Raw genomic sequence first — 25,117 nt, 5'->3', positions numbered from 1 at the left:
TGCCCCGCGACTCCGGCAACATCAGCGGAAACCTGCACCGCCCCCGGCGCTACCACCGCGGGCTGCAACGCGTCTTCTACACCTCCGCGCTCATCAGCATCCGCAGCTGCGAGGAGTCCCGCCGTTTCTACGAACGCAAGCGCGCCGAAGGCAAGCGACACACCCAGGCTGTCCTTGCCCTGGCCCGCCGCCGCGTCAACGTCCTGTGGGCCCTCATCCGTGACGGACAGTGCTTCCATCGTGGGCTCCCTGTCACAGCGGCTGCTTGACAACAGCATTAGGAGGTGATGAGTTCGGCGGGGCGGTGGGGGATGGTGGGGGTGCCGGCCACTTCGTGGAGGAGGGAGAGCAGGAGTTCCTCGTAGGTGGAGAGGGGGCGGGCGAGGGTCCAGTTGGCGGTGACGGTGCGGGGGGCAGGGCCGGGGCGGGCGTGGAGTTCGGCGAGGACGCCGTGGATGAGCTCGAAGCGGACGGAGCATCGAGGGACCAGGCTGACGCCGAGGCCGATGCGGACGGCTTCCCGGATGCTCTCCGTTCCCCACAGGTCGAGGGTGCGCACGCCGACGAGGTCCCAGGTGTGCAGGAGCTCCAGCAGCTGTCGTCGGGTCCGGGAGCCCGGTTCGAGGAGGAGGAAGGACTCGGAGGACAGCTCAGCCGGCGTGACCTCCTGCCCGGCCAACGGATGGTCGGGCGCGCAGATCAGCACCATGTCGTCGCTGGCGAGTTGCTCGGACTCGTACCGACCCGGGGGCAGCGGGCCGTCGGCCACGCCGACGCCGATCCGGCCCTGTTCGAGCGCGTCGGCCAGGCACTCGGGGCTGTTGACGGCCACGGTGAACAGCCCGTCGGGTTCGCGGCGCCGCAGCTCCCGCATCACCGCCGGCAGCAGGTAGGCGCCGACCGTGGTCGTGCTGCCGACCACCAGGCGCTCGATCGGCCAGCGCGCGGCTGCCTGGACGGCGCCGACGGCGTGATTGGCCAGTGCCAGCATCTCCTTGGTCTGGGCGAGCAGGACCCGTCCGGCCGGGGTGGGACGGATCTTCGGGCCCGAGCGGTCGACCAGGACGGTTCGTAGGGACGTCTCCAGGTTCTGCACCTGCTTGGAGACCGAGGACTGACTCAGGAACAGCACCTGGGCCGCCGCGGAGAACCCACCACATTCGATGACCTTCGCGAAGATCGCCAGCTGGTTCAGGTTGAGTCGCATCACGGCCCCGATCGCGTGGATGTGGTGCAGGGCATTCGGGCCTGAGGGCCGCGGGACAGGCTTCCGCAGTTCCTGTCACCCCCTGGTGGGGGCCATAGCCCCCAAGCAACCCGGAGAATACCTGTTCGGTTGTCACAATTGCGGGGCGGACCGGTGTTCGTCGATTCGGGGGCTCAACTCGACTCTCCGAGCTCCGACGGTGATCTCTCCTGACCGGAGCGAAGCATCCTTCGATCACAGCGATGTGATGGTGCGTCAGCTATCGCCATGAAGGGGTGCCGACGTCGGCCGGTGCGGTTGTGGCGGTTCGTGGCGACTGATGCCACGTCAAGTACGCCTTCCTGCATACCCGTCGGGCGATCGCCGGTGCGTGCACTTGTGGCCCTTCGGGGCGCTGCTTCCGGTGGCGGGTGAGGAGTGCGGGGTGTCGCGCGGAAGATAACGGATTGGCAACGCGGCGGGACGAAACCTCCGGCGGCCCATCTCTATACGTGTCCGGCCCGGTTGGGGCCGACGGTTTCGAGAGAGAGGGGTGTCACCATGTGGAAAGCATGCTCCGGCGGCAGGTCGCCGGTGCCGACTCCGTACGAACTCTTCGCGCTGGGAAGGGACGCGGGGCGGAGCGGCGGCCACTGGGCCGCGGTGCGTCGGGCCGCGCCCCGCCCCGGCCATCCGGGTCGGCGCGCTCCCGGGGGGCTCCGACGGCGGGCGGAACGTCCGGACGAACGGGCGCTGAGGCCCGCCCGCTGACGCCGGCCGATCCCGTGCCGGCGACGCACGGCACCCGGTGCGCCCGGGCCCGTCCCGCGCTGCCGTGTCATCCCCTCGTCGGCCGCGCCGTCCGTGGACCGTTGCGCGTGGGTCATCACCGCGCGGACCACCGAGGCCCACCCGGACCGGTTCCCGTGGGTTCCGCGCGGCCCTGATCCTCCGGGTGCGATGGAGGAGGAGCCCCATGTCATCTTTGAGGAAGAAGCGCCGACGGGGAACGGCCGCGGCCGCCTACGGCCTCCCCCTGGTGAGCCGCCTTCCGAGGTCGTTCGCCACCCTTCTGATCATCGTCGCGATGATCCTCACCGCGGCGGCCCTGGTGTATCCGGTGGCGAAGTCGGCCGGTGCCTATCGCAGCGCCCCGGTGAGCGATGACCAAGGGGTGGTGCAGACGCCGACCGGGCCGCTCACCGCCCTCGACCGTGACTTCGTCAAGCGGGTGCGGCTGGCCGGACTGTGGGAGATCCCCGCAGGCCGGATGGCCCTCGCGAAGGGCACCAGCCCCGAGGTCAAGGTGGCCGGCCAGCACCTGGTCCAAGGTCACACCGACCTCGACAAGGCGGTGTTGACCGCCGCCCGGACCCTGAACCTGGACGTGCCCAGCCAGCCCTCGGCACAGCAGCAGGGCTGGCTCAAGCAGTTGGATGCCGCGCAGGGCGGGGAGTTCGACGAACTCTTCGCGAACCTCCTGCGCAGCGCCCACGGGCAGGTGTTCGCGGTCGTGGCCCAGGTGCGCGCCGGCACCCAGAACTCCACGGTCCGGGATCTGGCGAACACGGCCAACGGCACGGTGCTCGACCACATGAACGTCCTGGAGGACACCCGACTCGTGAAGTTCGACAAGCTCACCGCGCTGCCGACCGGTTCGGCCGCTCCGTCCGCGAGCAGCCCGTCGGCGCTCGCCGGATCGACCCGCTAGACGACGACCCAGATGACGGCTGTCCGCGGCCTGCTCGGCAGGCCCGATTCCGCCTGAGGAGTGCGAAGAACATGAAGTCTCATAAACGTGGCACGTCGAAGAGAAGGGCCGGCGCCCTGCTGTTGGCGGGAATCCTCGGTACCGGCGCTGCAGGGACGGTCGCGGCGGTGGCCTTCGCCGGTCAGCGTCCTTCGAGTGAGTGGTCGGCGTCCCCGCAGGTCGGTACCGTTGCCTGCGCCGACGCCGGGGTGGCCCTGAACGAGGTGCCGGAAGCGTCCCAGGACGCGGTGGACAAGAACCTCGCCGAGCTCGACGTCCAGGTGGCGGACGCGTACAACCGGCTGTCCGCGCCCCGGTCGGGTGACAACGAGGACCGTGTCCTGGGCGACCTCGCCAACAAGCGCGCGGAGACCCTGAAGAAGCTGTCGGGCAGCGCCGGCCCGGACTCCGGTCTGCCCCAGGACCTCTCGGGGATGGCGAAGTGCGTGGTCAGGCACGACCTGGTGGTCGAGGACTCGGCCACGGGGTACAGCGTCGACGGTGAGGGCGGGGTCCTCGCTCGGACCAAGCCGGCCGAGCAGGCGAAGTCCCTCCCCAAACGCGGGTTCGTCGACATACACAGCGTCTCCCCGAACGTCCCGACGACCGTCGGTAAGGGGCCGGCCACCGGCTCCTTCACCTCCCGGTGCGGGCGCAACGAGAACCGCCACCTCAACCCCGACAACGTGATCGTCGCCCCCGGCGTGAGCAACGGGGCGCACCACATGCACGACTACGTGGGGAACCTGGCCACGGACGCGTTCTCCTCCAACGCCAAGCTCGCCACCTCGGGCACCACATGCTCGAACGGGGACCAGTCGGCGTACTACTGGCCCGTGCTGCGGGTCTTCGACGGCACCAACGAGAAGGACGCCAAGGCTCCCGGCGGCGGCAAGGACCGGAACGTGGGACGGATCCTCACCCCGGCCGAGGCGGACATCACGTACACCTCCAGCACCGGGAACCCCGTCCAGCCGATGACCCGGTTCCTGCGCATCATCACCGGCGATGCCAAGGCCTTCACCAACGGGCCGGCGAACGTCCGGGCGTCGTGGAGCTGCACCGGCTTCGAGAACCGCCAGGTTGTCGGCAAGTACCCGATCTGCCCCCAGGGGAGCAGGGTCGTCCGGACGCTGAAGTTCCCGGACTGCTGGGACGGCAAGAACATCGACAGCGCCAACCACCGGACCCACACCGCGTTCTCCAACGCTTCGGGCGCGTGCCCGAAGAACTTCAAGGCGATCCCCCAGCTGGTCGAGCGCGTCGCCTACGACGTGCCGGTCGGAGTCCGGTACGCCGTCGACAGCTTCCCCGAGCAGCTGCACAACCCGATCACCGATCACGGTGACTTCATCAACAACATGAACAAGGGCCTGCTGGACCAGATGGTCAGTTGCATCAACCAGGGGCGTCGCTGCGGGTGACCCCTTCCGGGCCGGCCCGCGGCCCGCGCAGGGCAGGGCAGGGCAGGGCCCGGACCGGAGCGGAGCGGGGGAGCGATCGCGACTCCCCGTGCCGTCAGCGCCGGGATCCCGACATCCGATTCGACAGCAGGTTCAGGACGAGGCCGGAGGGCTCAGCAATGGTGAGAGGGCAGAGGCGGTGGCCGTCGCGGTTCGGCCCGGTACCGCGGGGCGTCGCGCGGGGCGTCGAGCGGGCCGGCCGGGCGCGCGCGGCGGCCGAGGGCGACCAGCCTGCGGAGGGCGGTCGCAAGCGGTCGAGCCCGTGGTCGCTCCTGCCGCCGCTGGCGGCGGGCCTGGGTGTGACGGCCGTCGTCGTCGACCCCAGACTGCAGTCGTTCCTGATGTACGCCGTCGGGGTGCTCGCACTCGTGTCGTTGACCTCCGCGGTCCTGTGGGGGCTGGCGGCGACCGACCGGCTGATCCTGAGCCCGGTCCACCGGCTCGTCGCGCAGACCGTCCACCGTGCGATGGGCGTCGCGGCCGTCGTCTTCCTGGTCCTGCACGTCTGGATGAAACTGATCATGGGACAGATCGGCGCGCTCGCTGCCTTCGTGCCGTTCGCCGACCCGGCCCGACCGCTGCTCCTGGGACTGGGGACCGTCGCCGGCTACCTGTTCCCCGCGGTGGCGCTCGCCGGGGCGGCCCGCGGGAGGCTCGCCCGCTCGGGTGACGCGCGCCGGTGGAGGGTCATCCACCTCGTCTCGTACCCGGCCTGGGGCGCGGGCCTGGTCCACGGGCTGCAGTCGGGCCGACTCGCGCCCTCCTGGGTGGTGCTGCTGTACGGCGTGGCCGTCGTGGGCGTGATCGTCGCGCTCACGCTCAGGCTGCTCCTCCAGGACCGCTCCGGCCCGCGCCAGGTCCCCGTCCGGCTGATCCCGCCGGAGGCCGGCGGCCCCGAGGTCGCTGTCCCGCGCCTGCCGGTGGTCACGAGCCCCGAGATCACCGTCCCGCGTGTTCCGGTGGCCGCCGGGCAGGCCATGGCCGCTGGTCCGGGCCTGGCCGTGGGGCGGGGCGTGGCCGCTGGTCCGGGCCTGGCCGGCATCGGACTCGGACGTCGGCGGCAGGACGGGTGAGCGCCTTCCCCCCACCCGTCATCTGGTTCGGACGGCCGGTCCTGTTCGCAGGCCTGGAGAGCCTGGAGCGGGTCGACTACCGCTCCCACCTCGTGGTCCACGGTCAGCTGCCGGCGCTGCGTGCGGAGGAGCTGGCCGAGCTGGCCGAGAACGTGGACCTGCGCGGCCGGGGAGGTGCCGGATTCCCCTTCGCCCGGAAGCTCAGGGCGGTCGTCAGGGCGGTCGCCCGGCGCCGCACCAGGCCGGTCGTGGTCGTCAACGGAACGGAAGGAGAACCGAGTTGCCTGAAGGACACCACGCTGCTCCTGCGGACCCCGCACCTCGTGGTGGACGGTGCGCTGATCGCGGCTGCCGCGCTGGACGCGGAACAGGTGGCGATCGGCGTCACGCGGACCGACACCGAGGAGTCCCTGCGCCGGGCGCTGGCCGAACGGAGGTCGGTGAAGCCGCCGGTGACGGTTGTGCGGCTGCCCGAACGGTTCGTCACGGGCGAGGGGAGCGCCCTCGCCCGCGGCATCACCAACGGGCTCGCCCTGCCCCGGGGAGGTGGCGTGCGCACCAGCGACAGCGGTGTCGGGGGAGCCCCCACGCTGCTGTCCAACGCCGAGACGTACGCTCAGCTCGCCGTGGCGGCCCGGTGGGGTGCGCTGCCCTACCGGGAGATCGGCACCCCCGAGGAACCTGGCACGGTGCTGCTCACGATCGCCGGCTCGACTGTGGTCGAGACCCCCACCGGTGTGCCGCTGGAGACCGTTCTGGCGGCGTGCGGCCTGGACGTCGGACAGGGGGTCCTGGTCGGCGGCTACCACGGGAAGTGGCTGACCCCCGAGGCCGCCCGCTCGGCCGTGGTGTCCCGCCAGTCCTTCCAGCGACTCGGAGGGGCGCTGGGCGCCGGGGCCGTCCTGCCGCTGCCGGAGACGACCTGTCCACTGTGGGAGGTCGTCAGGATCTCCCGCTGGATGGCGGACGAGACGGCAGGCCAGTGCGGGCCCTGCTACCTGGGGCTCCCCGACCTGACCGCGTCCCTTGAGGACCTGGTGCGCGGCGGTGGCCAGCGCGCGCTCGACCGGGTGCAGGCCAGGATGCGGGCGGTCACCGGTCGGGGGGCGTGCAGCCACCCCGACGCCGCCGCCCGTTTCGTGGCCTCGTCCCTGGCCGTGTTCGACGACGACCTGGTCGCGCACTCGTACCAGGGAGGGTGCGGACGGCCGTCGCAGGACGTCCTGCCGCTGCCGGAAGTCGAGAGCGCCGGCACCATCGTGGTCGACTGGACGCTCTGCGAGGCCCACGGCCTGTGCACCGGCGTCCTGCCCGACGTCATCCGGCTGGGCGCGGACGGATTCCCCGCCGCGGGCAGGATGCCCGTACCCGCGCGGTTGCTCTCCCGCGCGGCGCGAGCCGTCGACCGTTGTCCCGCGCTCGCGCTGCGGATCCAGTGAGGCCGGCGCGGCTCCGGGCGCTGCCGCTCCTTCCCGAGCGTGGCCCGTGTGGCCCGGGGCGCTCGTCGCCGCGACGGGCCGATCGAGAGGTTCCGGAGGGCTATCGACCCTGAAATCCACGTCCCGTGTCCGCGGACCGGCGTTCGACGCCGGACGGGATCACCGGAGACGCGCACATCCACGGAAGGCCGGATTCCACCGATGGAAAGGCAAGGAACATGTTGACGAAGCGATACGGACTGGTCGGGCTCTGCCTGCTGCTGGTCGGGCTCGTGGTGATGGCCCTGTTGAGCAGCATGAGCAGCAGCGCGAAGACGCCGTCCGGGTCGGGCTCCGACCAGCTGGTGGGCGCGCAGGACGCCGCGCCGGCCGGCAGCGGATCCTACGGCGCGTACGACTCCTACGGCGGTGGCGGAGCGTCGCCGTCCGCCGGAGGTCGCTCCAGCGGCGCGTCGGCGGTCGGGGGCCAGGGCGGGGGCCAGGGCGGGGGCCAGGCCGGGGGAGCGCTGACCGTGCGCAACGACGCCAAGCTCGGCATGGTCGTCACCGACGGCAATGGCTTCACCCTCTACCGGTTCGACAAGGACACCGCCAAGCCCCCGATGTCCACCTGCAACGACGGCTGTGCCAAGACCTGGCCGCCGGTCTCCACGGACGGCACGACCGCGGGGAGCGGGATCGACGCCGGCGCGATCAGCGAGGTCACGCGGGCCGACGGATCGAAGCAGCTGACGCTGGGCGGCTGGCCGGTCTACCGCTACGCGCAGGACACCGCGGCCGGCGACACCAAGGGCCAGGGCGTCGGAGGTACCTGGTTCGCCCTGGCGCCCGACGGCAAGAAGGCGGCCGCCGCGGCCACCGGTGCGTCGACCTACCCGTCGGACACGCCGACCGGTGCGGCGCCGAAGCCCGAGCCGGCGCAGCCCGCCCCGGGTGGGGCCCAGGTCTCCGTGACCGCCCAGCCGCAGCTCGGCTCGATCGTCGTGGACGCGCGCGGCATGACGCTGTACCAGTACGCCAAGGACCCGTCCTGGCCGATGCGTTCCCTGTGCGAGGGCCAGTGCGCGATGACCTGGAAGCCGGCGCCCGCCGTCGACCCGAGCCAGGTCAAGGGCGTGGACCCGAAGCTGATCGGCAAGATGCAGCGCTCCGACGGCACCTGGCAGTTGTCCGTCAACTGCAAGCCCGTCTACACCTACGCGGGTGACAACGCCCAGGGTGACGCCAACGGGAACGGCAAGGACAACCTGTGGTCGGCCATCAACCCCGCCGGAAAGCCGGTGACCGGTAAGTGACGGCCGGGGACTTCACCGTGGCGGCCGTCCGGTCGCAGAGGACCGTCCGTCGCGCGCTCCAGTGGCTCGCGCTGATCGTCCTGCTCGTCCTGGGCGTCGTCGAACTGCTCGGCGGTGCACAGGGGTTGCTCGCCCCGCCGCGGGCGTCGGCAGACGCCGCCCGGGCCTCGGTGGAGGACCTGGCCCAGCGGATCGGCTGTCCGGTCGACATCACCGCCGACACCGTGGACCTCCGCCAGGGGCTGTGCACCCTCGGCGACGACGAGGTCTGGATCGCCACCTTCCCGACCACCGGGGCCCAGACGGCCTGGACGTCGGGGGCCGAGGCGTACGGAGGCTCGTACCTGGTGGGCGACCGGTGGGTGGTCGTCCTGTCCGACACCACGGCGGACCTCCTGCACGCGAAGTTGGGCGGGGTGATCACGGGCGGCGCCGACCACACCGGGCACGCCGACCACGGCGATCGCGGCGACCGTACCGATGACACCGCCCACGACCCGTCCGGGGCCGACTGACCCTGGCGAGCGTTTGACCGATGGGGTGGTGGCGATGCCACGGAGACTCCCGCGGGCCCAGGCCCGCGGGAGTCTCCGTGGCATCGCTGTCCTGTCTCTGACGATCTGGTCCCTGTCTCAAATGATCTGGTCCGATTCGCTCGACGTCTCAGGTGATCTGGTCCGCCCGCCGGAGTCGCGGGACCGGCGCGACTCCGGCCAGGCCGGCCAGGCGATCCGAGCTGCCGTAGCGGGCTCATGTCGCCGGCGGTGGCGGCTAGGAACTCGCCGATGCCGGGCATGCCGGCGATCACCTCGGCGAGTCGGTGCCTGTCGCGTCGATGGTGATGAGTCGAACACGCCCTGGCTAAGTACTTTCTGACGATGCGACAGGTGACGGTGGCGGGTGCCGCCCTTCCGTCACAGTGTCATCGGTTGCGGTGCGCTGCCGATTCGGAACATGCCAAACCCGAACCGGCATTTCTGTTATGGCCATGGCGCCGGCCGTGAGGTGGGGACCGACGGGACCAGTGGGGTCTGCAAAGACACGGGCCGCCGAGCGACCCGGCGTCCTCGCGCACCGCCCGACGGGCGCCGCTCGCTATTCGGTTTGGGAATGGGCGGTTGGGCGGCGGGCAGGGAGACGTTTGCCCGAACGCCGCTCGGCTGGTGTGCTGTGGACCACTCTCCACCGCCTCCCGACGGCACGGCAGCCGTCCGGCACCGGTGTCGTCCAACCCGGTCAGGCCGAGGGCATCGACCGACGTCACGCCCGCCGCGACCGGATGCCCCCGCGCCCGTCCACCCAAGAGCCGCCAGGTGCAGTGCCGCGCCTGCCCGCCTCGCCGACAACCGAGCCACGCCCGACCTTCCCCGGCCCCGTGCTGCGGCCGCCGTACCCCTGGTGCGCGCGACCTGTCCGTCACGGGCAACCAGACCTGAGGAGAACACATTGACCGTGCGTTCCGACGACTACGGACTGGGTCTGAGTACCTTGAGCGACGTCGAGCTCTCCGCGGTCCTTCCCGCCACGACCGCCACCGACACCTCCCGTGTAGGAGAGGTGATGGCCGAGGCCTTCACCCGCCACCACGGCGCGGTGCTGGCTTACGCGCGCAGCTACTGCCGTGACCCGCAGACCGCGCAGGACCTCGCCGCCGAGGCCTACGCCCGTACGTACATGTCGGTGGCGCGTGGCCACGGACCGCGCCACGCCTGGCGTCCCTACCTGATGGCCTGTGTCCGCCGCACCGCGATGGAGTGGAGCAGGCACTTCGCCCGGCGCGTGTTGCTGCCGGAGGATTTCGAGACCTGGGTCGAACACCTTGCCGGGGACGCGGAGACCGAGGCCGCGCTGCTCGCCACCGAGGAGACCGCCCTGGTCACCAGGGCCTACCGCTCCCTTCCCGAGCGGTGGCAGGCGCTCCTCTGGCTCACCGTCGTGGAGGGGGAGCCGGCGGCCGCCGTCGCGCAACGGATGGGGATGACACCGAGCGGAGTGCGCTCCCTCGCCGCGCGGGCCCGGGAGGGACTGCGCGAGGCCTACCTGCGCGAGGACGTGGACGAGGCGGCCGAGCCGGCGTGCCGCTACTTCATCGCCCGCAGGGCCGAGGCCATCCGGTGCCCCGGCCGACGGCGCGGCCCCGAACCGGCCCGGCACCTGGAGAACTGCGAGGGCTGCGCCCGGGTGGCGGGGGAGGCCGACCGCGCCAACCACTGCGCGGTGGAGGCGGCGCCGACCGCCCCGAGCCCCGAGGCCGCGCGGCGAGGCCGGCGCCCGGTCCGGCGTCGGTGAGGAGCCGTCCTCGACACGCACGGCCAATGCGAGCGGTTCGACTGGAAGTCCCTCAAGGTCGACGACAGCCGCTGTGCCTGCCCGGACGGTGTAACTGTCCTCGCCGGTGCGCGTCCAGGTGACGCCTTCGTCGTTCGAACCAGTGCCATCGAGGCGAATCCGGAGGGCGAACTTCCAAGGCCGGCATCCCACCATGAAGTGACGGTTGGCCGGGGTCGGACCGTCGCTACGCCACCGCGTAGCACCCACTGAACTGCGAGAGCCGCACCGCGACCCGAGCCTGGTTCCCAGGAGTTGTGGTCATGGGCAACCATCACGGGCTCGGGTCGGACCAGCGCTCGGTGTGGGTGTCGGCCCGCGGCCGCCTGGGGTGACACCACCGCCCGGATCGGCAGGGAGGTCGGCCTGACCGCGGACGGCGTCAACCACCACCTCGCCCGGCTCAGCCGCCGGTGGCGCGTCCCCAACCGGACGGCGCTGGTGGGGCGGGCGTACGCGTTCGGCGTCCTCGTGGCCGCCGGCGCCTGCCCGCCGCACGTGACGGCTGTCAACCGGCCCGGCGCAGGTGTCGGGGCCGGACCGGGCGGGGTTGCGGACAGCGTCGGCGGCGCCGACAGCACGGGCTGCTCTCGCCGATCGCGGTCAACGGCAGGACCATCACGACCACCGCGGACGGCTGTTCGTCCACCTCCCCGGCGGCCGGCGTCTCGCGACGGCTCCCGTCCGGCTGATCGAGCCCGCTGCCGGGAACGGCTCGCGCGGCACGGAGAAACCATTCTAATCGCGAGGTCCCCAGGCCGAGCGCCTCCGCGAGCTGCTGGACGGAGCGGCGCTGTGGTCGGCGCACCCGGCCCCGCTCGATGTCGCTGATCGTCCTCACACTGACCTGGGAACGCCGGGCGAGTTCCTCATGTGTGAATCCCACTTCACGACGAAGCGTCCTCAGCATGCCCCCGAATGCCGAATCCCCTTGTTGTGCCTTCGACACGTCACCCCCAGAATCTTGGCGCGTGGGAGCGCTCCCACACCCATCGGGAGCGTAGCAGCACCTCATGCCCAGGTCAGCCGCGAAACGCGGCAGTGGCTCATACCGGAACAACGAAACGTGACGGACGTTCAGTTCGAAGCCGTCCGAGGCCTTCAGGCCGAGGCACGGACCGTCAGTTCGGTCGGAAGGATCACCTGGCGACGCGGCCGCCCGGGTTCGGCGATCTCGTCGAGCAGCAGCTGAACCATCAACCGCCCCATCGCCTCGGTCGGTTGGCGAACACTGGTGAGGGGCGGCTCGGTGCTACGGGCGATGACGGAGTCGTCGAAGCCGACGACGGCCACGTCTCCCGGCACGCGCCGCCCGGCCTCGCGCAGCGCCCGGAACGCGCCCACGGCCATCAGGTCGGAGGCGCAGAACACGGCATCGAGGGTGGGCATTTCGGCCAGGAGCTCGCACATCGCCGCGTAGCCGCCCGCCTCGGTGAAGTCGCCGTGGGCGACGAGCGCGTCCTCCGGAGCGAGGCCGGCCTCCGCGAGCGCCTCCCGGTACCCCGCCAGGCGTGCCCCGGCCGCCTCCATGGCGAGCGGCCCCGTGATGGTGGCCACTCTGGTGCGGCCGCGCCCGACCAGGTGTCGGACGGCCGCCCGGGCCCCGCCGGCGTTGTCGGCGTGGACGTAGCTCAGCGATTCGCGCTCGGACCGGCGACCGCCCAGCACGGCCGGCATCCCGAGCTGTTCGAGCAGGTCGGGCAACAGGTCGTCCTGGCGCACCGAGACCAGGAGCACCCCGTCGACCCGACGCGCGGTGAGGTAGCGCGTCAGACGCTCGCGCTCGTCCTCGTTGCGGACCAGGGTCAGCAGCAACTGAAGGTCGGTCGACGCGAGTTCGTCGGAGATCCCGGTGATGACGTCCGCGAAGTACGGCTCCGACCTCAGCCGCGCCAGGCTCTCCGGGACGACCAGGGCGACGACGTCGGTGCGCGAGGTCACCAGGGACCGTGCCGCCTGGTTGGGTACGTAGCCGAGCTCGGCGACGGCGTGCTCCACGGCCTCCCTCGCCCTGGCGCTCACCTTGGGCGAACCGTTGATGACCCGGGACACCGTTCCCCGGCTGACTCCCGCGCGGGCGGCCACGTCCTCCACCGTTGGTCGCGCGGCAGACCGGGCGTCTCCGGGGCCCGGCCTGTCAGTTCGGGTCATGATCACACTCCGGTGTGGCTCACTCTCGGGAGTGGCCATCCTACACGGAGTGAGAGCGCTCCCACCGGCGCTTCCACGGGCGCTTCCACGGGCGCTCCCACGGGCGCTCCCACGGGCCCGGCCCGTCGGCCGGTCGGGAGGGTGTCCGACCGGCCGACGGGACCGGCGGTCACAGGGGCATGCCCTGCCAGCCGCCGAGGTTGGTGGGCGTCGTGCCCGTGCGGTAGTAGACGCGGCCGTCCGTGCCGATGGCGAACACGTACAGGACGCCGCCGCCGTCGACGATCGTGGTCGGGTAGTCGAGGACGGTGCCGCCGAGGTCCTGCCAGGCGCCGTAGCCGGCGTTCGGGGCGGTCTGGGCGGTGGTGCTGACGCCGCCGCCGCCGTTGCGCTCGAACAGGACGACCCGCCCGCCGAGGTTGGCCATCGCCGGCTCGCCCACGCCCTTGTGGCCGCCGAGGGGTGCCGGGGACTGGCTCCACGGTCCGCCCGGCTGGGTCTGGTAGCTGACGAGCATCGCGCCGGTGCCGGCCTCGCGATAGGCGAGTTCGATGCGGCCGTCCTGGTCGAGCGCGGCCTTGGGCGGGCTGGCCGGCCGGGAGTTCGGGATCGGCCCCGGGCCGTTGATGGCGTCGTTCGGAGCGGTCTGCCACCAGTTGACGACCCCGTCGCGGGTGCTGGCGAAGACCTCGATCCTCCCGACGCCGTTGCGGATCGCGGTGACCGGGTCCTGGATGTCGGTGCCGTGCAGGTCATCCCAGGTGGTCGTCCAGGCGCCGTTCGGGCTGGTCTGCCGGATCGCGCTGAGGCCGCCGCCGCCGTTCTTGAGGAAGAGCTCCAGCCGGCCGTCCTGGGAGGCGACCACCGCGGGCACGCCGACCTGGCCCGCGTTGTTGAGCCCGGCGTTGGGGTTGCCGAGGTCGGCCCAGCTGTCCCGCCACACGCCGTTGGGCGTGGTCTGCGGGACGGAGACGATGTGGTGGTCGGTGAGGCGGCGGGCGAAGACCTCCATCCGGCCGTCCGCGTTGGTGCCGACGGCTATGCTCGGCGCCAGCCGCCCGCCCGGGTCGGCGAACGGTGCCGGGCCGCCCCAACTGCCGTCCCCCTGGCGCCAGTACGTGTAGAGGGAGCCCGCCCGGACGACGAAGACCTGCGGCCGGCCGTCCTGGTTCAGCCCGGCCCAGGAGGTGCCCCGCGACCAGCGGTAGTACATCCGGGAGAACCAGGCGGTTTCGTAGTTCCCCGAGTGGTCGTGGCTGGCGTACTCGGAGACGAACACGCCCTTGGCGTCGACCGTTGCCGGGTCGAGGTTCACCGGGCAGTCGCTGATGTTGTAGTCCCGGTAGTTCACCTGGATCAGCGAGCCGCCGTACTGGCTCGCCGCCACGCCCGCGAACTTCGCGGCGGAGATGTGGTCCGAGTGGTCGTCCTTGTAGCGGGTGTCCGGGAGTTCGTCCTGGGCCCGGAGCACGGTCGGCTGGTACGTCACCATGATCTGCCGCAGTACCTCGACGACGTCCGCCGCCGTGTAGGTCGACGGCCCGGACAGCGGGCTGTCCTTCGGGACGACCGTGGTGTCGGTGCCGCCGTTCAGCACGTTGGCGAGCCCGGCGTCGTGCAGGTTGAGGAAGATCAGGTGCACCGGCCGGTCCTTGAGCATGTACCGCTCGACCTGCTTGCCCGCGACCGTCCACGCCTCGACCGTCCAGTGCCCGATCTCGTCGGTCGCCGGGTCGTTGTCGCCGACCCCGGTCATCCGGGAGTAGGCGTTGACGGCGCCCATCTGGCGGTTCCAGGTGCGCAGTGGGTCGCCGGCGGGGTCCCAGCAGCCGCCCACGCACGGGTCACCGGTGATGTTCCCGGCGGTGACGAACACCGTGACGGACGGCGTGCCGTCGCCGAGGGCGTTGGACAGGTCCGGGTTCATGAACAGGATGTCGTCGTCCTCGTGGGCGACGACCTGCATGAACAGCGGCCCGGAGCCGGCGGCCATACGTGCGGCCGTACCCGTACCCGTACCCGTACCCGTACCCGTACCCGTGGCCGCGGAGGCGCGGGTCGCGGTCCCCTTGGCCAGGACGGGTGCGGCGAGGGCGGTCAGCGCGAGGGAGGTGAGGAGTTGCCGTCGTCCGATTGCCATGTGATTTCCCCTCATTCGAGATTCGAGGTCGGCAGGTGATCACGCCAGGAGGAGATTGGCGGATTGCAGGGCGGGAAGTGCCCGAGACGGTATATCGCAAATCCCGTCAGGCGCGACAGTCAACTGACGTGCAATCAAGTCACTCCGTCTGTTTCTCGCCGATCTTGCCTGTTCGGCACAGTTTCTGCTGGAACTTCCCCATGGTTTCCGCCTGATGTTCCTCCTGGCGAAATCCGGGGCGGCGGTGATTGCATGGTGGATGGCGAGCGGGCTCCGAGATTTCTCGGCGCATTCTCGGACCTCCTCCTTCGGGAAGCGGATCGCCGCCATTTCTTCGTCACCCGAGCCATGCGGGAAAATGGTTTTCCGTACCCGGCGAAAGGACTCCTGTGCACGTCGCCCACCGCCCACCGCGGGGCCGCCTGTCCGCCATGACGGCAGCCGCCGTCGTCCTCGGCGCGTTCGCCGCCCTGCCGCCCGCGGCCCCGGCGAACGCGGCCGCCGGCTGCGGGCCGGTCCCCGCCGCGCTCCCGTCGGGCCCGGGCGCGCCGCGCCCCGAGTCCTCGGCCTGGACGGGGAGTTGGGGTACCGCCATGAGCCTGGCCGGGCCGCCGGCATCCTCGGGCGTGACGGGGCAGCAGACCCTGCGCATGGTCGTCCACACCAGCATCGGCGGCAGCTCCGCCCGGATCCACCTGGTGAACACCTTCAGCCCGGACCCGGTGACCATCGGGCACGTCACCGTCGCGGCCCAGGACAGGACTTCCGCCCGGAACGGGAACCCGGCCACGGCGGCGGCCACGCCGGTCACCCTGACGTTCGGCGGTTCGGGCCGCACCGTCGTCCCACCCGGCGGCGAGGTCTACAGCGACCCCGTCGCCTTTCCGGTCACCGCAGACGAGAACCTGCTGGTCAGCCTCTGGCTGCCCGACGGGGTCACCACCGCGCCCTACCACCCGTACACGCTCACCACCTCCTACACCTCCGCCCCCGGCGACGGTGCCGACCGCACCCAGGACACGGGCGGCACCAACCTCTCCACCCCGTACGCCTACTGGGCCTTCCTCGGCGGCCTGGACGTCACGGCCGCCGGCAGCGGCGGGACGGTGGTCGCCCTCGGCGACTCGCAGGTGGACGGCGGGCACACCAACCAGGACTCCAACACCCGCTGGGCCGATGACTACGGGCGCGCCCTCAGCGCCCGACCGACGCCCGAGGGCATCGTCAACAAGGGCATCTCCGGCAACCGGATCCTCACCGACGGGACGGGAGGACGCGTCGGCTTCGGTCAGAGCGCGCTCAACCGCTTCGACCGGGACGTCCTCTCCCAGACCGGAGTGCGGAGCGTCGTGCTCTACGAGGGCATCAATGACATCACGATGGACGACGCCTCCGACTCCGCGCTCGAATCGGGGATCCAGCAGCTGGCCTCACGCGCGCACGCGGCCGGGCTGCGCTTCACCGTTGCCACCATCCCCGCCTTCCAGGGCTACACCGACTACACCGCCGCCCGCGACCGGGTGCGCCAGTGCGTCAACGACTGGATCCGCACGACGACGGCCATCGACGGCTTCCACGACTTCGACCAGGCGACCCGCGACCCGCTCAACCCGAGCGCCGCGTTCGCCGGTTACGTCTCCTCCGACCACCTGCACTTCACCACCAACGGGAACACGGCCCTCGCCGAGGTCCTCACCCCGCGGCCCGCCCCGACCAGCCCCTCCCACACCTTCTCCCAGACGACGGCCGGAGCCTTCCACGGCAAGGGCATCGGCGACCTCGTCGCCCGCGACGACTCGGACGGGCACCTGTACGAGTGGGCGGGGCTGGGAGACGGGTCCTTCACGGCCAGGACCGACCTGACGGCCGGCTGGGGCGCGTTCTCCCAGACCACCGCCGGCGATTTCCGGGGCACCGGCCGCGCGGACCTGATGGCGAGGGAGGACGCGACGGGCAACCTGTACATGTGGCCCGGTAACGGGGACGGTACCTTTGCCGGTCGCGTGCTCGTGACCGATGGGTGGGGTCCGTTCTCGCAGACGGTCGCCGGCGATTTCCGGGGGACCGGTCACGCGGACCTGATGGCGAGGGAGGACGCGACGGGCAACCTGTACATGTGGCCCGGTAACGGGGACGGTACCTTTGCCGGTCGCGTGCTCGTGACCGATGGGTGGGGTCCGTTCTCGCAGACGGTCGCCGGCGATTTCCGGGGGACCGGTCACGCGGACCTGATGGCGAGGGAGGACGCGACGGGCAACCTGTACATGTGGCCCGGTAACGGGGACGGTACCTTTGCCGGTCGCGTGCTCGTGACCGATGGGTGGGGTCCGTTCTCGCAGACGGTCGCCGGCGACTTCCGGGGCACCGGCCGCGCCGACCTCATCGCCCGCAACGACACCTACGGCGTCCTCGACGAATGGATGAACACGGGCGGAGCCTCCTTCTCCCACGCCTTCCGGCTCACCGACGGCTGGTGACCGGCCGGTCGGCCCGTCCAACTCGTCCAACTCGTCCTACCCGGCCCATGCGCTTGCGCGGGACCACCGTTCGCAGCGGTGGCCCACCGGGCGGGGCGGCTCGCCGATGGCGAGGAGGACGTCCAGCAGGTCGCCCGGGGCCTCGGCCGTGACGTCGTGTCCGGCGGGCAGGTCGTGCACCGTCCACCGCGGGTGATGGGCCAGGTGCCGGCCGCGGCCTTCCTGGGCAAGGGCCACCCGCCGACCGTCTGGAACCGCTCGGCCGGCAAGGCCGAGCAGCTCGTCGCCAAGGGCGCGACCCTCGCCGACCCGGTCAGGAGCGCGGTGGGTCCTAACAGAAGCCGCTGCGGGCGTGACTGTCGAGCTCGGTGCTCGTTGGTCGGTGCGTGGGGAAGAGGGTGTCTCGGCCTTCCTGCCTTCAGGGACGGGTCGGGAGAGACGGGGCCACGCGCTCTAGGGGCGGGTAGAGTTCGCCGGGCCAGTCAGCGTCGTCACGCAGCAGGGCGCGGGCCAGGCTGCGGTAGAAGAGCAGGACTCCGGGTTCCTTGGGGGAGAGGTGGCCGCGCTCGGCGAAGCGCGAGGCGGCGCCTCGTTGGACTGCCTCCAGGCCGTGTCGGTCCTCGCCGTTGATCCGGGCGGCATACGCCTCCGCTTCCTTGCGGACGGCCTCGCGGTCCTGGCCGTCGAGCAGGGCGGAGGGCATCAGCACCCCGCCGCGGACCAGGGTGCGGTCGATGGAAGTCGGAAGGAGGCTGAGCCAGATCACCATGTCACCAGAGGCGGCCAGGCTGCCCGACGGGAAGACGAAGAAGCCGTACAGGTGCGCGCGTTCCTCCTCGGTGAGGTCGAGGACCACCGGCTCCAGCGGCTCCGCGTAGCGCACCCGCATGCTGTCGGCCCACGGCGAGTCCGCGCGGACCGTCGTCCGCGCGCTCCCGGGCGTGGTCGGTTGCAGGGTCTCCGGGTGGAAGCCCATGACGTGGTAGTTCTCGTGCGCGTTCTCGACGGCGATCTTCCAGTTGCAGTGCCACTCCTCGGTCCAGCCGGCCACCTGGGTCAGCTCCGGCAGCCGGTAGTTGACCAGGTCCTCGCCGATCCGCCGCAGATGGGGCCCCAGCGGCTCGGCCGAGGCGTCCAGGTTGACGAACACGAACCCCTGCCACTCCTCCACTGCGAAGGCGGGCAGCCGGCACGCCGCCGGGTCGAAGGCCGGATTGCGCTTCATATGGGTGGCGCCGACCAGGCGGCCGTCCAGAGCGTAGCGCCACAGGTGATAGGGGCAGGTGAAGACGTCGGTCCGCCCCGTGCCCTCCTCCACCACCGGCATCAGCCGGTGCCGGCACACCGGCGAGAGCCCGTTCAACGCCCCGTCCTGGCCGCGTACCACCACCACCGGTTCGCCCGCCACCGACAGGGACACGTAGGACCCGGTCTCCGCCAGCTCGTCCACGTGCGCGACCAGCACCCAGGAGCGGCCGAACACCAACTGCCGCTCCACCTCCCACAACTCGGGCGACGTGAACGCCGCCGGCGGCAGGCTCAGATCTTCGGCGTCCGGCCCCAGATACCGCTCCAGCTCCGCCGTGATGTCCCCGATGTCCACGTCGGTCCTCCCTTCGGTCCGGCTTCGTCCGGTTCCGGCCGAGGGTGGCCGCGCGCACTCGTGAACCGGTCGGATCGCGATGGACCCGGCCTCGTCGCCGCCGCGCGCCGCCTCCATCCGCCCTGGGCGATTTCTCCAGCGCGGCTTCCGACGATCCGTTCATGTACGGGGCTGACCTCACCGAGATCCACGACCTGATCCACGAGAGCCGCGGCAAGGACTATGCGGCCGAGGCGCACGACCTCACCCGGCGGGTGCGCGCGTTGCGGCCGGACGCCGACTCCCTGCTCGACGTGGCCTGCGGCACCGGGGCGCACCTGCGCCACTTCGGCGGCCTCTTCGACCGGGTCGCCGGTCTCGAACTGTCCGAGCCGATGGTCCGTGCCGCGCGCCGGGCGCTGCCCGACGTTCCCGTCCACACCGGAGACCTGCGCGACTTCCGGCTCGAAACCCGCTTCGACGTGATCACCTGCCTGTTCGGGTCGCTCGGCTACGCCACCGACGCGGCCGAACTCCACGCCGCCCTGGCCGCGTTCGCCCGGCACCTGACGTCCGGGGGAGTGGTGGCCGTCGACCCCTGGTGGTTCCCCGAGACCTACCTCGACGGTTACGTCTCCGGGGATGTCGCCACCGTGGCGGGGCGCACCGTCGCCAGGGTCTCGCACTCCGCGCGGGCGGGCGACGCCTGCCGGATGGACGTGCACTACGTGGTGGCCGACGCCCGCACCGGCGTCCGGCACTTCACCGAGACCCACCGAATCTCGCTGTTCCCCCGCGCCACCTACGAGGCCGCGTTCCGGGCGGCCGGCCTCGACGTCACGTACGTCCCCGGTCTGTACGCCGGCCGCGGTCTCTTCCTCGGGACCGCCCCGGTGGTCCCGTGACACCCGCACCGCGCCCGACGACGACCGATCCGACACCCAACCTGGGAGCAGCATGCGCGTCCTGTTCGTGACCTCCCCAGGCCTCGGCCACCTCTTCCCGACCATCCCCCTCGCCCAGGCCTTCCGCGCCGCGGGCCACCGGGTCCGCTACGCCACCGGAGGGCTCAGCCTCGCCGCGGCCGAGGCCGGGTTCGACGTCGTGGACGTCACCCCGGACCTGGACTACCTGCCGGTCTACCTGCCCCAGGAGAGCGGGGACGGCGTTCCCACGGACCACCCGATGTTCGCGGAGGACCCCGACGACGCCGAACTCGCCACGCTCTTCGCGCGGGTCTCCGGGGTCATGGTGGACGGCGTCCTCGCGGTGGCCCGCGACTGGTCGCCCGACCTGGTGGTCGCGCCGCCCCTGCAGGCGGCCGGCCGGCTGGTCGCCGCCGCGCTGGGCGTGCCGCTGGTCGAGCCCCGGCTCGGTTCGTACGACAGCGGCGCCCGTCTGCGCACCCTGCTCCGCGCCGGGACGGCACCGCACTGGGACCGCCACGGCGTCACCGGCGAACCCACGGCCACGGTTGCGCTCACCACCCTCCCCCCGAGCCTCACCGCGTTCCTCCCCCAGGACCGCCGCACCCCCGGGGCCGGGCTGCTGCGCCACGTGCCCTACAACGGCGGGGCCGTGCTGCCCGGCTGGTTGACGGAACGCCCGCGGGCGCCCCGGATCGCCGTCACACTCGGCACCATCGAGGCCCAGTGGGGCGGCATCACCATCCTGGAGCCGCTCCTGAAGGCCGCCCGGGGCGTGGACGCCGAGTTCGTGGTCACGCTCGGGGGCGGCGACCCGGGGCTCCTGAGTGACGTCCCGCCCAACGTCAGGCTGGTCGAATGGGCCCCGCTCGACCTGCTCCTGGACACGTGTGCCGCGATTGTTCACCACGGGGGCAGCGGGACCCTGCTGACGGCGGCCGCCGCCGGGATCCCGCAGTGCGTCATCCCCCGCGGTTCGTACCAGCAGACCGGCGCCGACCTGCTGCCGGCCCGGGGCATCGGGCTCGTGGCCGAGGCCACCACCCTCGGTGCGGCCGAGTGCCGGGCCCTGCTCCGGGACGACCGCCTGCGCGAGAACGCCCGGCAGGTCCGGGCCGAGCTGCTCGCCATGCCCACCCCCGCCGAGACGGTGGCCCGGCTCGCCGAGTCGCTCGGCTGAACACCCGGCCCGCCATCCGTGCCCCCGCGCACCCGATCCAGGAAGCCGAACAGATGCAGACAACCACCGATCTGACGAAGGCCGGGCGGCCCACCGAGGAGGCCCTGCGCCGCTACCGGGACCAGGGCTTCGTCCACTTCAAGTCCGTGCTCCCCGCCGACGAGGTGGCCGTGTTCCGGGCCGCCGCCGACCGACTCCTCGCCGAGGAGGGCCCGCAGACCTGGGGCGCCTCCGAGGAACAGGCCCAGGTCCACTACGTGGAGGCGGCCTGGCGCAAGCACCCGGACCTGTGCCGGCTCGCCCTGCACCCCGCGGTCACCGGGCTCGCCGAGTCCCTGGCCGGCGGGCCGCTGCGCCTCTACGGCACCGACGTGCTGAAGAAGGAGCCTCGGGTCCACCTGCCCACCGTGGTCCACGACGACGAGCCGGGCCTGCCGCTCGCGGGCCTCACCCGGACGCTAACCGCCTGGATCCCGCTGGTGGACGTGCCCGCCGACCGCGGCTGCCTGGTCTACGTGCCCGGCTCGCACCGGCGCCCGGAGGAGCACCGCCAGGTCCACCTGGCCGGGTTCCAGGACTACCGGCCGATGGAGGAGGTCTGGCCCGAGTTCCCGTTCAGCCCCCGGGTGGCCGTTCCGATGCGCGCCGGCGACGTGGTCTTCCACGACTTCCGCACCGTGCACATGGCCGCCGTCAACACCGACGGCGAGCGCCGGCTCGCCTTCGCCGCCGTCTACATGGACTCCGACGCCACCTACCGCCCCGGGGTGCAGGACCACCCGGTGGCCCACCTGAAGCCGGGCGCGCCGGTCGACGGCGAGCTCTTCCCGCTGATCGCGGCCGGTCCCGGCGGCGCCTCGTGACCACGGCGTCGGCCCGGCTCGGGGAGCGGCTCCAGCACGAGCACGGACTGCTCTGGCTGCACCGGATGAAGGGCGACCCGTACGCGGCGCTGCTCTGCGACGTCGACGAGGACGCGGGGCCGCTGCGCGAGCGCGTCCGCGCCGCCGGACCGCTGTGGCGCTCCGCCACCGGCCCGTGGGTGACGGGGGATCCGGCCATGGGCGCCGCGCTGCTCGCCGACTCCCGCCTCGTGCCCGCGCCGGTCCTGCCCGGCGACGGCGACGACGGCGCCGGCCCGCGCCCGGCTGGGCCGGTGCCCCCGCCCGAGGCCGTCCGGGTTCGCGTACCGGACGCCCTGGGGCCGGAGTTCGACCTGGTCACCGAGGTGGCTGAACCGCTGGTGGCGGCGGCCCTGGCCGAGGCGTGCGGGATACCCGCGGACGAGTACGAGGGGTTCGCGCGGGCCGTCAGGGCTTGCGGCACCGCCCTGGACGCGACGGTGTGCCCCCAGCGGCTGGACACCACGCGGCGCCTGCACACGGCCGCCGATGCGCTCCGCTCCCTGCTGGCCGCGGTCCCCGGCGCCCCGGTACCGGCGACGGTGGTGGCCGCCGCCCGTACCGGCGCCGACCTGATCGTCCGGGCCCTGCTCCGGGCCCGGTTCCCGCTGCCGCCCGCCGCGGTCGGCCCAACGGTCGCGGACGCGTTGCGGGAACGGCCGCCGGTGTGGATCGCCCCGCTGGTGGCCCGCGCCGAGGTGCCGCTCGCCGGAGAACGGATCGCCGCCGGCGAGCGGGTGGCGGTGCTGATCGGCGACGGCGACGGCCACGGGCACGGCCAGGACCACGGCCAGGATCTCGCCCCGTTCCGCCGGGCCCTGGCCGAGGGCGCCCTCGCCGCGTTCGCAGCCCGGTACGCCGAGCTGCGCCCCGCCGGCCCCGCGGTGCGCCGCCCCCGGGCGCCGCTGACCCGGGGACCGGCCCGGGTGCCGGTCCGGGCCACCGCGGCCGCGACGGGCGGAGGCGGCCGATGAGGGTCCTGTTCGCCTCGCTGGAAGGCAGCCACTTCCAGCTGCTCGCACCGCTGGCGTGGGCGCTGCGCACCGCCGGGCACGAGGTCCGCGCCGCCTGCGTCCCCGACGTGGTGGAGACCGTCACCCGGACCGGGATCACGGCCGTCCCGCTCGACTGCCCGCCGTGGTACGAGGGCCTCGGGCCGTTCCACCAGGAGGCCATCGCCCACTTCGGCACCGCCGACCAGCAGCGGGAGCCGGACCGCCAGGACACCTGGGCGGACCAGCTCGGCTACGAGAGCGTCATCGTCCCCGCCCTGAACTCCCGCCTGAACTCTGACCAGCTGATCGACGAGCTGGTGGCCTTCGCCCGGCACTGGCGGCCGGACCTGGTCATCTGGGAGACGCTGTGCCTGGCCGGCCCGGTCGCCGCGCTCACGGTGGGGGCGGCCCACGCCCGCGTGGTGTCCGGCCCCGAGCTGGCCATGCAACTGGGCACCCGTCGGGAGTTCCTGCGACTGGCGGCCGAGCAGCCGCCCGAACACCGCGAGGACCCGACGGCGGAATGGCTGGACTGGACCCTGGAGCGCCTGGGCGCGTCGGCCCGCTTCGACGAGTCGGTGCTCACCGGCCAGTGGACCGTCGACACCCGCCCGGCCGGTCTGCGCGAGGACCTGGGCGTGCCCACCGTCCCCGCGCGCTACGTCCCGTACAACGGCCGCTCCGTCGTGCCCCGTTGGCTGCGCGAGCCGCCGGCGCGGCCCCGGGTCTGCCTCACCCTCGGGGTGAGCATCGACGGCGGCTACGGCCTGTGGGACCTCGACGCGGTGCTCGCCGGCATGCTGGACGCCCTGGCCGACCTGGACGTCGAGGTGGTCGCCGCACTCTCCGAACGGCAGCGCGCCCACCTGCCGCGGCTCCCGGGCACCGTGCGGGTGGTCGACCACGTGCCGATGCACGACCTGCTGCCGACCTGCGCGGCCGTCGTGCACCACGCCGGTTACCAGACCAAGGCCACCGCCGAGTTCCACGGCGTGCCCCAGGTCCTCCTCACCGGCTGGGAGTGGGTCACCGAGGCCATGGGTGAGGAGTACGAGAAACAGGGCAACCTCCTTGCCCTGCCGCTGCGTTCGTTCACCCGCGACCGCTTCCGGGAGACGGTCGCGCGGGTGCTCGACGAGCCGTCGTTCGCCGAACACGCACGACGGCTGCGGCGGGAGATCCAGGAGTTGCCGACACCGAACGAGGCCGTCACCGTCATCGAACGGCTCACGGCCCGTCACCGGAAGGGAGAAGGAGCGGCATGACGCTCACGGAGATCGTGGCGGAGCTGGGGCGGTACCTGGACGAGGACGCCCCCCGGGTGAGCCTGTCCCCGGCGGCCTTCACGTCGCCGGAGCTGTGGGCGGCCGAACGCGAACGGGTCTTCGGACGCTCGTGGCTGCTGGCCGGTCATGTCGGCGACCTGGCCGAGGCGGGCGCGTCGGTGACCCTCGCGCCCGCCGGCCGGCCCTTCACCGTGACCAGGGAGGAGGACGGGGTCCTGCGCGCCAGGTCCGCTACGGGCGCGCGCCGCCCGCCCACGTCGGTGGAGGAGTGGCAGGGCTTCGTCTTCGTCAACGCCGCCCCGGATGCCGAGCCCCTGGCACCCCACCTGGGCCGGATCGGCGAGGAACTCGCCGCCTACCGGCTGACGGAGATGACGCCGGTCACCGGCTTCACCGAAGTGTGGCGGTGCAACTGGAAGATCGCGGTGCAGAACGCCCACGAGAACTACCACGCGATGGGGCTCCACCCGACGACCGTCGCGCTGATCACCCCGCCCGGCGGAGCGATGGAGGTGCGCAGCGATTCCCGTTGGGTCACCCGGCTGCTCAGCCCGTTCCGGGAACCGTTGGCGTCCACGGCGCTGCCGCTCAGCGCCGATCAACGGGCCACCATGTACAACTGCGCGGTGTTCCCCTCCGCGAGCCTCGCGGCGTTCGGGGACTCGGTGGTCTGGATCAGCATGATCCCGCTCGCCATCGACCGGATCGAGGTCCGGGGCGGAGTGCTGACGCATCCGGCCGCGCTCGACGGCCAGGACCTGGACGCGCTCCGCGAGGAGAGCGCGCGCAGCGTCGCGGTGGTGAACCGGGAGGACCGGCTGGGCATGGAGGCCGTCCAGCGGGTGGCCGGCTCCCGGTTCGCCGAGCGCGGCCACCTGTCCCCGAAGGAACCCGGGGTCCTGGCCTTCTACCGCGCCCTCGCCCGCGCGCTGCTGGCCGGCTGA

At 72.4% G+C, this 25,117-nt stretch carries 20 protein-coding genes and 1 pseudogene; 15 read left to right on the top strand and 6 right to left on the bottom strand.

All coding sequences use genetic code 11. The features are described 5' to 3' along the window. A pseudogene (locus RZ50_RS10350) lies at positions 1-269 on the top strand (IS110 family transposase); the annotation flags it as partial. 8 nt (positions 270-277) lie between these two features. Here RZ50_RS10350 and RZ50_RS10345 read toward each other — a convergent pair. After that, on the bottom strand, positions 278-1,207 hold the full coding sequence (locus RZ50_RS10345) for a LysR family transcriptional regulator (RefSeq protein ID WP_196948155.1): 930 nt from the start codon (positions 1,205-1,207) through the stop codon (positions 278-280). 955 nt (positions 1,208-2,162) lie between these two features. Here RZ50_RS10345 and RZ50_RS10340 point away from each other — a divergent pair. The 7 genes from RZ50_RS10340 (at position 2,163) to RZ50_RS10310 (ending at position 10,495) form a co-directional block, all read left to right on the top strand. Further along, positions 2,163-2,897, top strand: a complete 735-nt coding sequence (locus RZ50_RS10340; protein ID WP_196948154.1) for a DUF4142 domain-containing protein — start codon at positions 2,163-2,165, stop codon at positions 2,895-2,897. A gap of 167 nt (positions 2,898-3,064) precedes the next feature. Further along, the gene (locus RZ50_RS10335) at positions 3,065-4,360 is read left to right on the top strand and encodes a DUF1996 domain-containing protein (protein ID WP_308271577.1); all 1,296 of its coding nucleotides are present in this window, start codon (positions 3,065-3,067) and stop codon (positions 4,358-4,360) included. Positions 4,361-4,518: 158 nt separating this feature from the next. Then, positions 4,519-5,472, top strand: coding sequence for a ferric reductase-like transmembrane domain-containing protein (locus tag RZ50_RS10330; RefSeq protein ID WP_196948152.1), 954 nt, complete (start codon positions 4,519-4,521; stop codon positions 5,470-5,472). Then, positions 5,469-6,911, top strand: a complete 1,443-nt coding sequence (locus RZ50_RS10325; protein WP_196948151.1) for an NADH-quinone oxidoreductase subunit NuoF family protein — start codon at positions 5,469-5,471, stop codon at positions 6,909-6,911. Before RZ50_RS10330 ends, RZ50_RS10325 begins: the two co-directional genes overlap by 4 nt. 218 nt (positions 6,912-7,129) lie before the next feature. After that, complete coding sequence (locus RZ50_RS10320) at positions 7,130-8,206, top strand: SCO0930 family lipoprotein (protein WP_254802442.1); 1,077 nt, start codon at positions 7,130-7,132, stop codon at positions 8,204-8,206. Continuing rightward, positions 8,203-8,721 (top strand): hypothetical protein, encoded by a 519-nt coding sequence (locus tag RZ50_RS10315; RefSeq protein ID WP_196948150.1) that lies wholly within the window; start codon positions 8,203-8,205, stop codon positions 8,719-8,721. The genes RZ50_RS10320 and RZ50_RS10315 overlap by 4 nt, the downstream gene beginning before the upstream one ends. Positions 8,722-9,658: 937 nt before the next feature. Beyond that, on the top strand, positions 9,659-10,495 hold the full coding sequence (locus RZ50_RS10310) for a sigma-70 family RNA polymerase sigma factor (RefSeq protein WP_308271772.1): 837 nt from the start codon (positions 9,659-9,661) through the stop codon (positions 10,493-10,495). 547 nt (positions 10,496-11,042) lie between these two features. Here the strand turns inward: RZ50_RS10310 and RZ50_RS10305 are convergent. The 3 genes from RZ50_RS10305 to RZ50_RS29855 all read right to left on the bottom strand — a co-directional run bounded on the left by RZ50_RS10305 (position 11,043) and on the right by RZ50_RS29855 (position 14,825). Continuing rightward, positions 11,043-11,444: a helix-turn-helix domain-containing protein gene (locus RZ50_RS10305; protein ID WP_196948156.1), complete on the bottom strand. Its 402-nt coding sequence runs from the start codon at positions 11,442-11,444 to the stop codon at positions 11,043-11,045. Between the two features lie 191 nt (positions 11,445-11,635). Then, on the bottom strand, positions 11,636-12,685 hold the full coding sequence (locus RZ50_RS10300; protein WP_196948148.1) for a LacI family DNA-binding transcriptional regulator: 1,050 nt from the start codon (positions 12,683-12,685) through the stop codon (positions 11,636-11,638). Between the two features lie 169 nt (positions 12,686-12,854). Beyond that, positions 12,855-14,825 carry an FG-GAP-like repeat-containing protein gene (locus RZ50_RS29855; protein ID WP_196948147.1) on the bottom strand — a complete coding sequence of 657 codons (1,971 nt, stop codon included), beginning with the start codon at positions 14,823-14,825 and terminating at the stop codon, positions 12,855-12,857. Between the two features lie 431 nt (positions 14,826-15,256). Here RZ50_RS29855 and RZ50_RS10290 point away from each other — a divergent pair, with 431 nt between their 5' ends. Beyond that, positions 15,257-17,302 (top strand): FG-GAP-like repeat-containing protein, encoded by a 2,046-nt coding sequence (locus tag RZ50_RS10290; RefSeq protein WP_217680479.1) that lies wholly within the window; start codon positions 15,257-15,259, stop codon positions 17,300-17,302. Between the two features lie 36 nt (positions 17,303-17,338). On the opposite strand, the gene RZ50_RS10285 is transcribed toward RZ50_RS10290, so the two are convergent. Continuing rightward, positions 17,339-17,539: a hypothetical protein gene (locus RZ50_RS10285; protein WP_196948145.1), complete on the bottom strand. Its 201-nt coding sequence runs from the start codon at positions 17,537-17,539 to the stop codon at positions 17,339-17,341. Between the two features lie 181 nt (positions 17,540-17,720). Beyond that, complete coding sequence (locus tag RZ50_RS10280) at positions 17,721-18,905, bottom strand: aromatic ring-hydroxylating dioxygenase subunit alpha (RefSeq protein ID WP_308271576.1); 1,185 nt, start codon at positions 18,903-18,905, stop codon at positions 17,721-17,723. Positions 18,906-19,066: 161 nt separating this feature from the next. Here RZ50_RS10280 and RZ50_RS10275 point away from each other — a divergent pair, with 161 nt between their 5' ends. Genes RZ50_RS10275 through RZ50_RS10250 form a run of 6 tightly spaced genes read left to right on the top strand, consistent with a single transcriptional unit; the run spans position 19,067 to position 25,117 of the window. After that, a complete protein-coding gene (locus tag RZ50_RS10275; protein ID WP_196948143.1) occupies positions 19,067-19,789 on the top strand; it encodes a bifunctional 2-polyprenyl-6-hydroxyphenol methylase/3-demethylubiquinol 3-O-methyltransferase UbiG in 723 nt (240 codons plus the stop codon). A gap of 52 nt (positions 19,790-19,841) precedes the next feature. Next, positions 19,842-20,990 carry a nucleotide disphospho-sugar-binding domain-containing protein gene (locus tag RZ50_RS10270; protein WP_196948142.1) on the top strand — a complete coding sequence of 383 codons (1,149 nt, stop codon included), beginning with the start codon at positions 19,842-19,844 and terminating at the stop codon, positions 20,988-20,990. 53 nt (positions 20,991-21,043) lie between these two features. After that, on the top strand, positions 21,044-21,853 hold the full coding sequence (locus tag RZ50_RS10265; RefSeq protein ID WP_196948141.1) for a phytanoyl-CoA dioxygenase family protein: 810 nt from the start codon (positions 21,044-21,046) through the stop codon (positions 21,851-21,853). Further along, positions 21,850-22,866, top strand: coding sequence for a hypothetical protein (locus RZ50_RS10260; protein ID WP_217680478.1), 1,017 nt, complete (start codon positions 21,850-21,852; stop codon positions 22,864-22,866). The genes RZ50_RS10265 and RZ50_RS10260 overlap by 4 nt, the downstream gene beginning before the upstream one ends. After that, the gene (locus RZ50_RS10255; protein ID WP_217680476.1) at positions 22,863-24,152 is read left to right on the top strand and encodes an activator-dependent family glycosyltransferase; all 1,290 of its coding nucleotides are present in this window, start codon (positions 22,863-22,865) and stop codon (positions 24,150-24,152) included. Before RZ50_RS10260 ends, RZ50_RS10255 begins: the two co-directional genes overlap by 4 nt. Further along, positions 24,149-25,117 (top strand): SRPBCC family protein, encoded by a 969-nt coding sequence (locus RZ50_RS10250; RefSeq protein WP_217680474.1) that lies wholly within the window; start codon positions 24,149-24,151, stop codon positions 25,115-25,117. Before RZ50_RS10255 ends, RZ50_RS10250 begins: the two co-directional genes overlap by 4 nt.

The organism is Kitasatospora sp. SUK 42 (assembly GCF_015776785.2).
Taxonomy (GTDB): domain Bacteria; phylum Actinomycetota; class Actinomycetes; order Streptomycetales; family Streptomycetaceae; genus Kitasatospora.
This window is presented reverse-complemented; position numbering and strand designations above follow the sequence as displayed.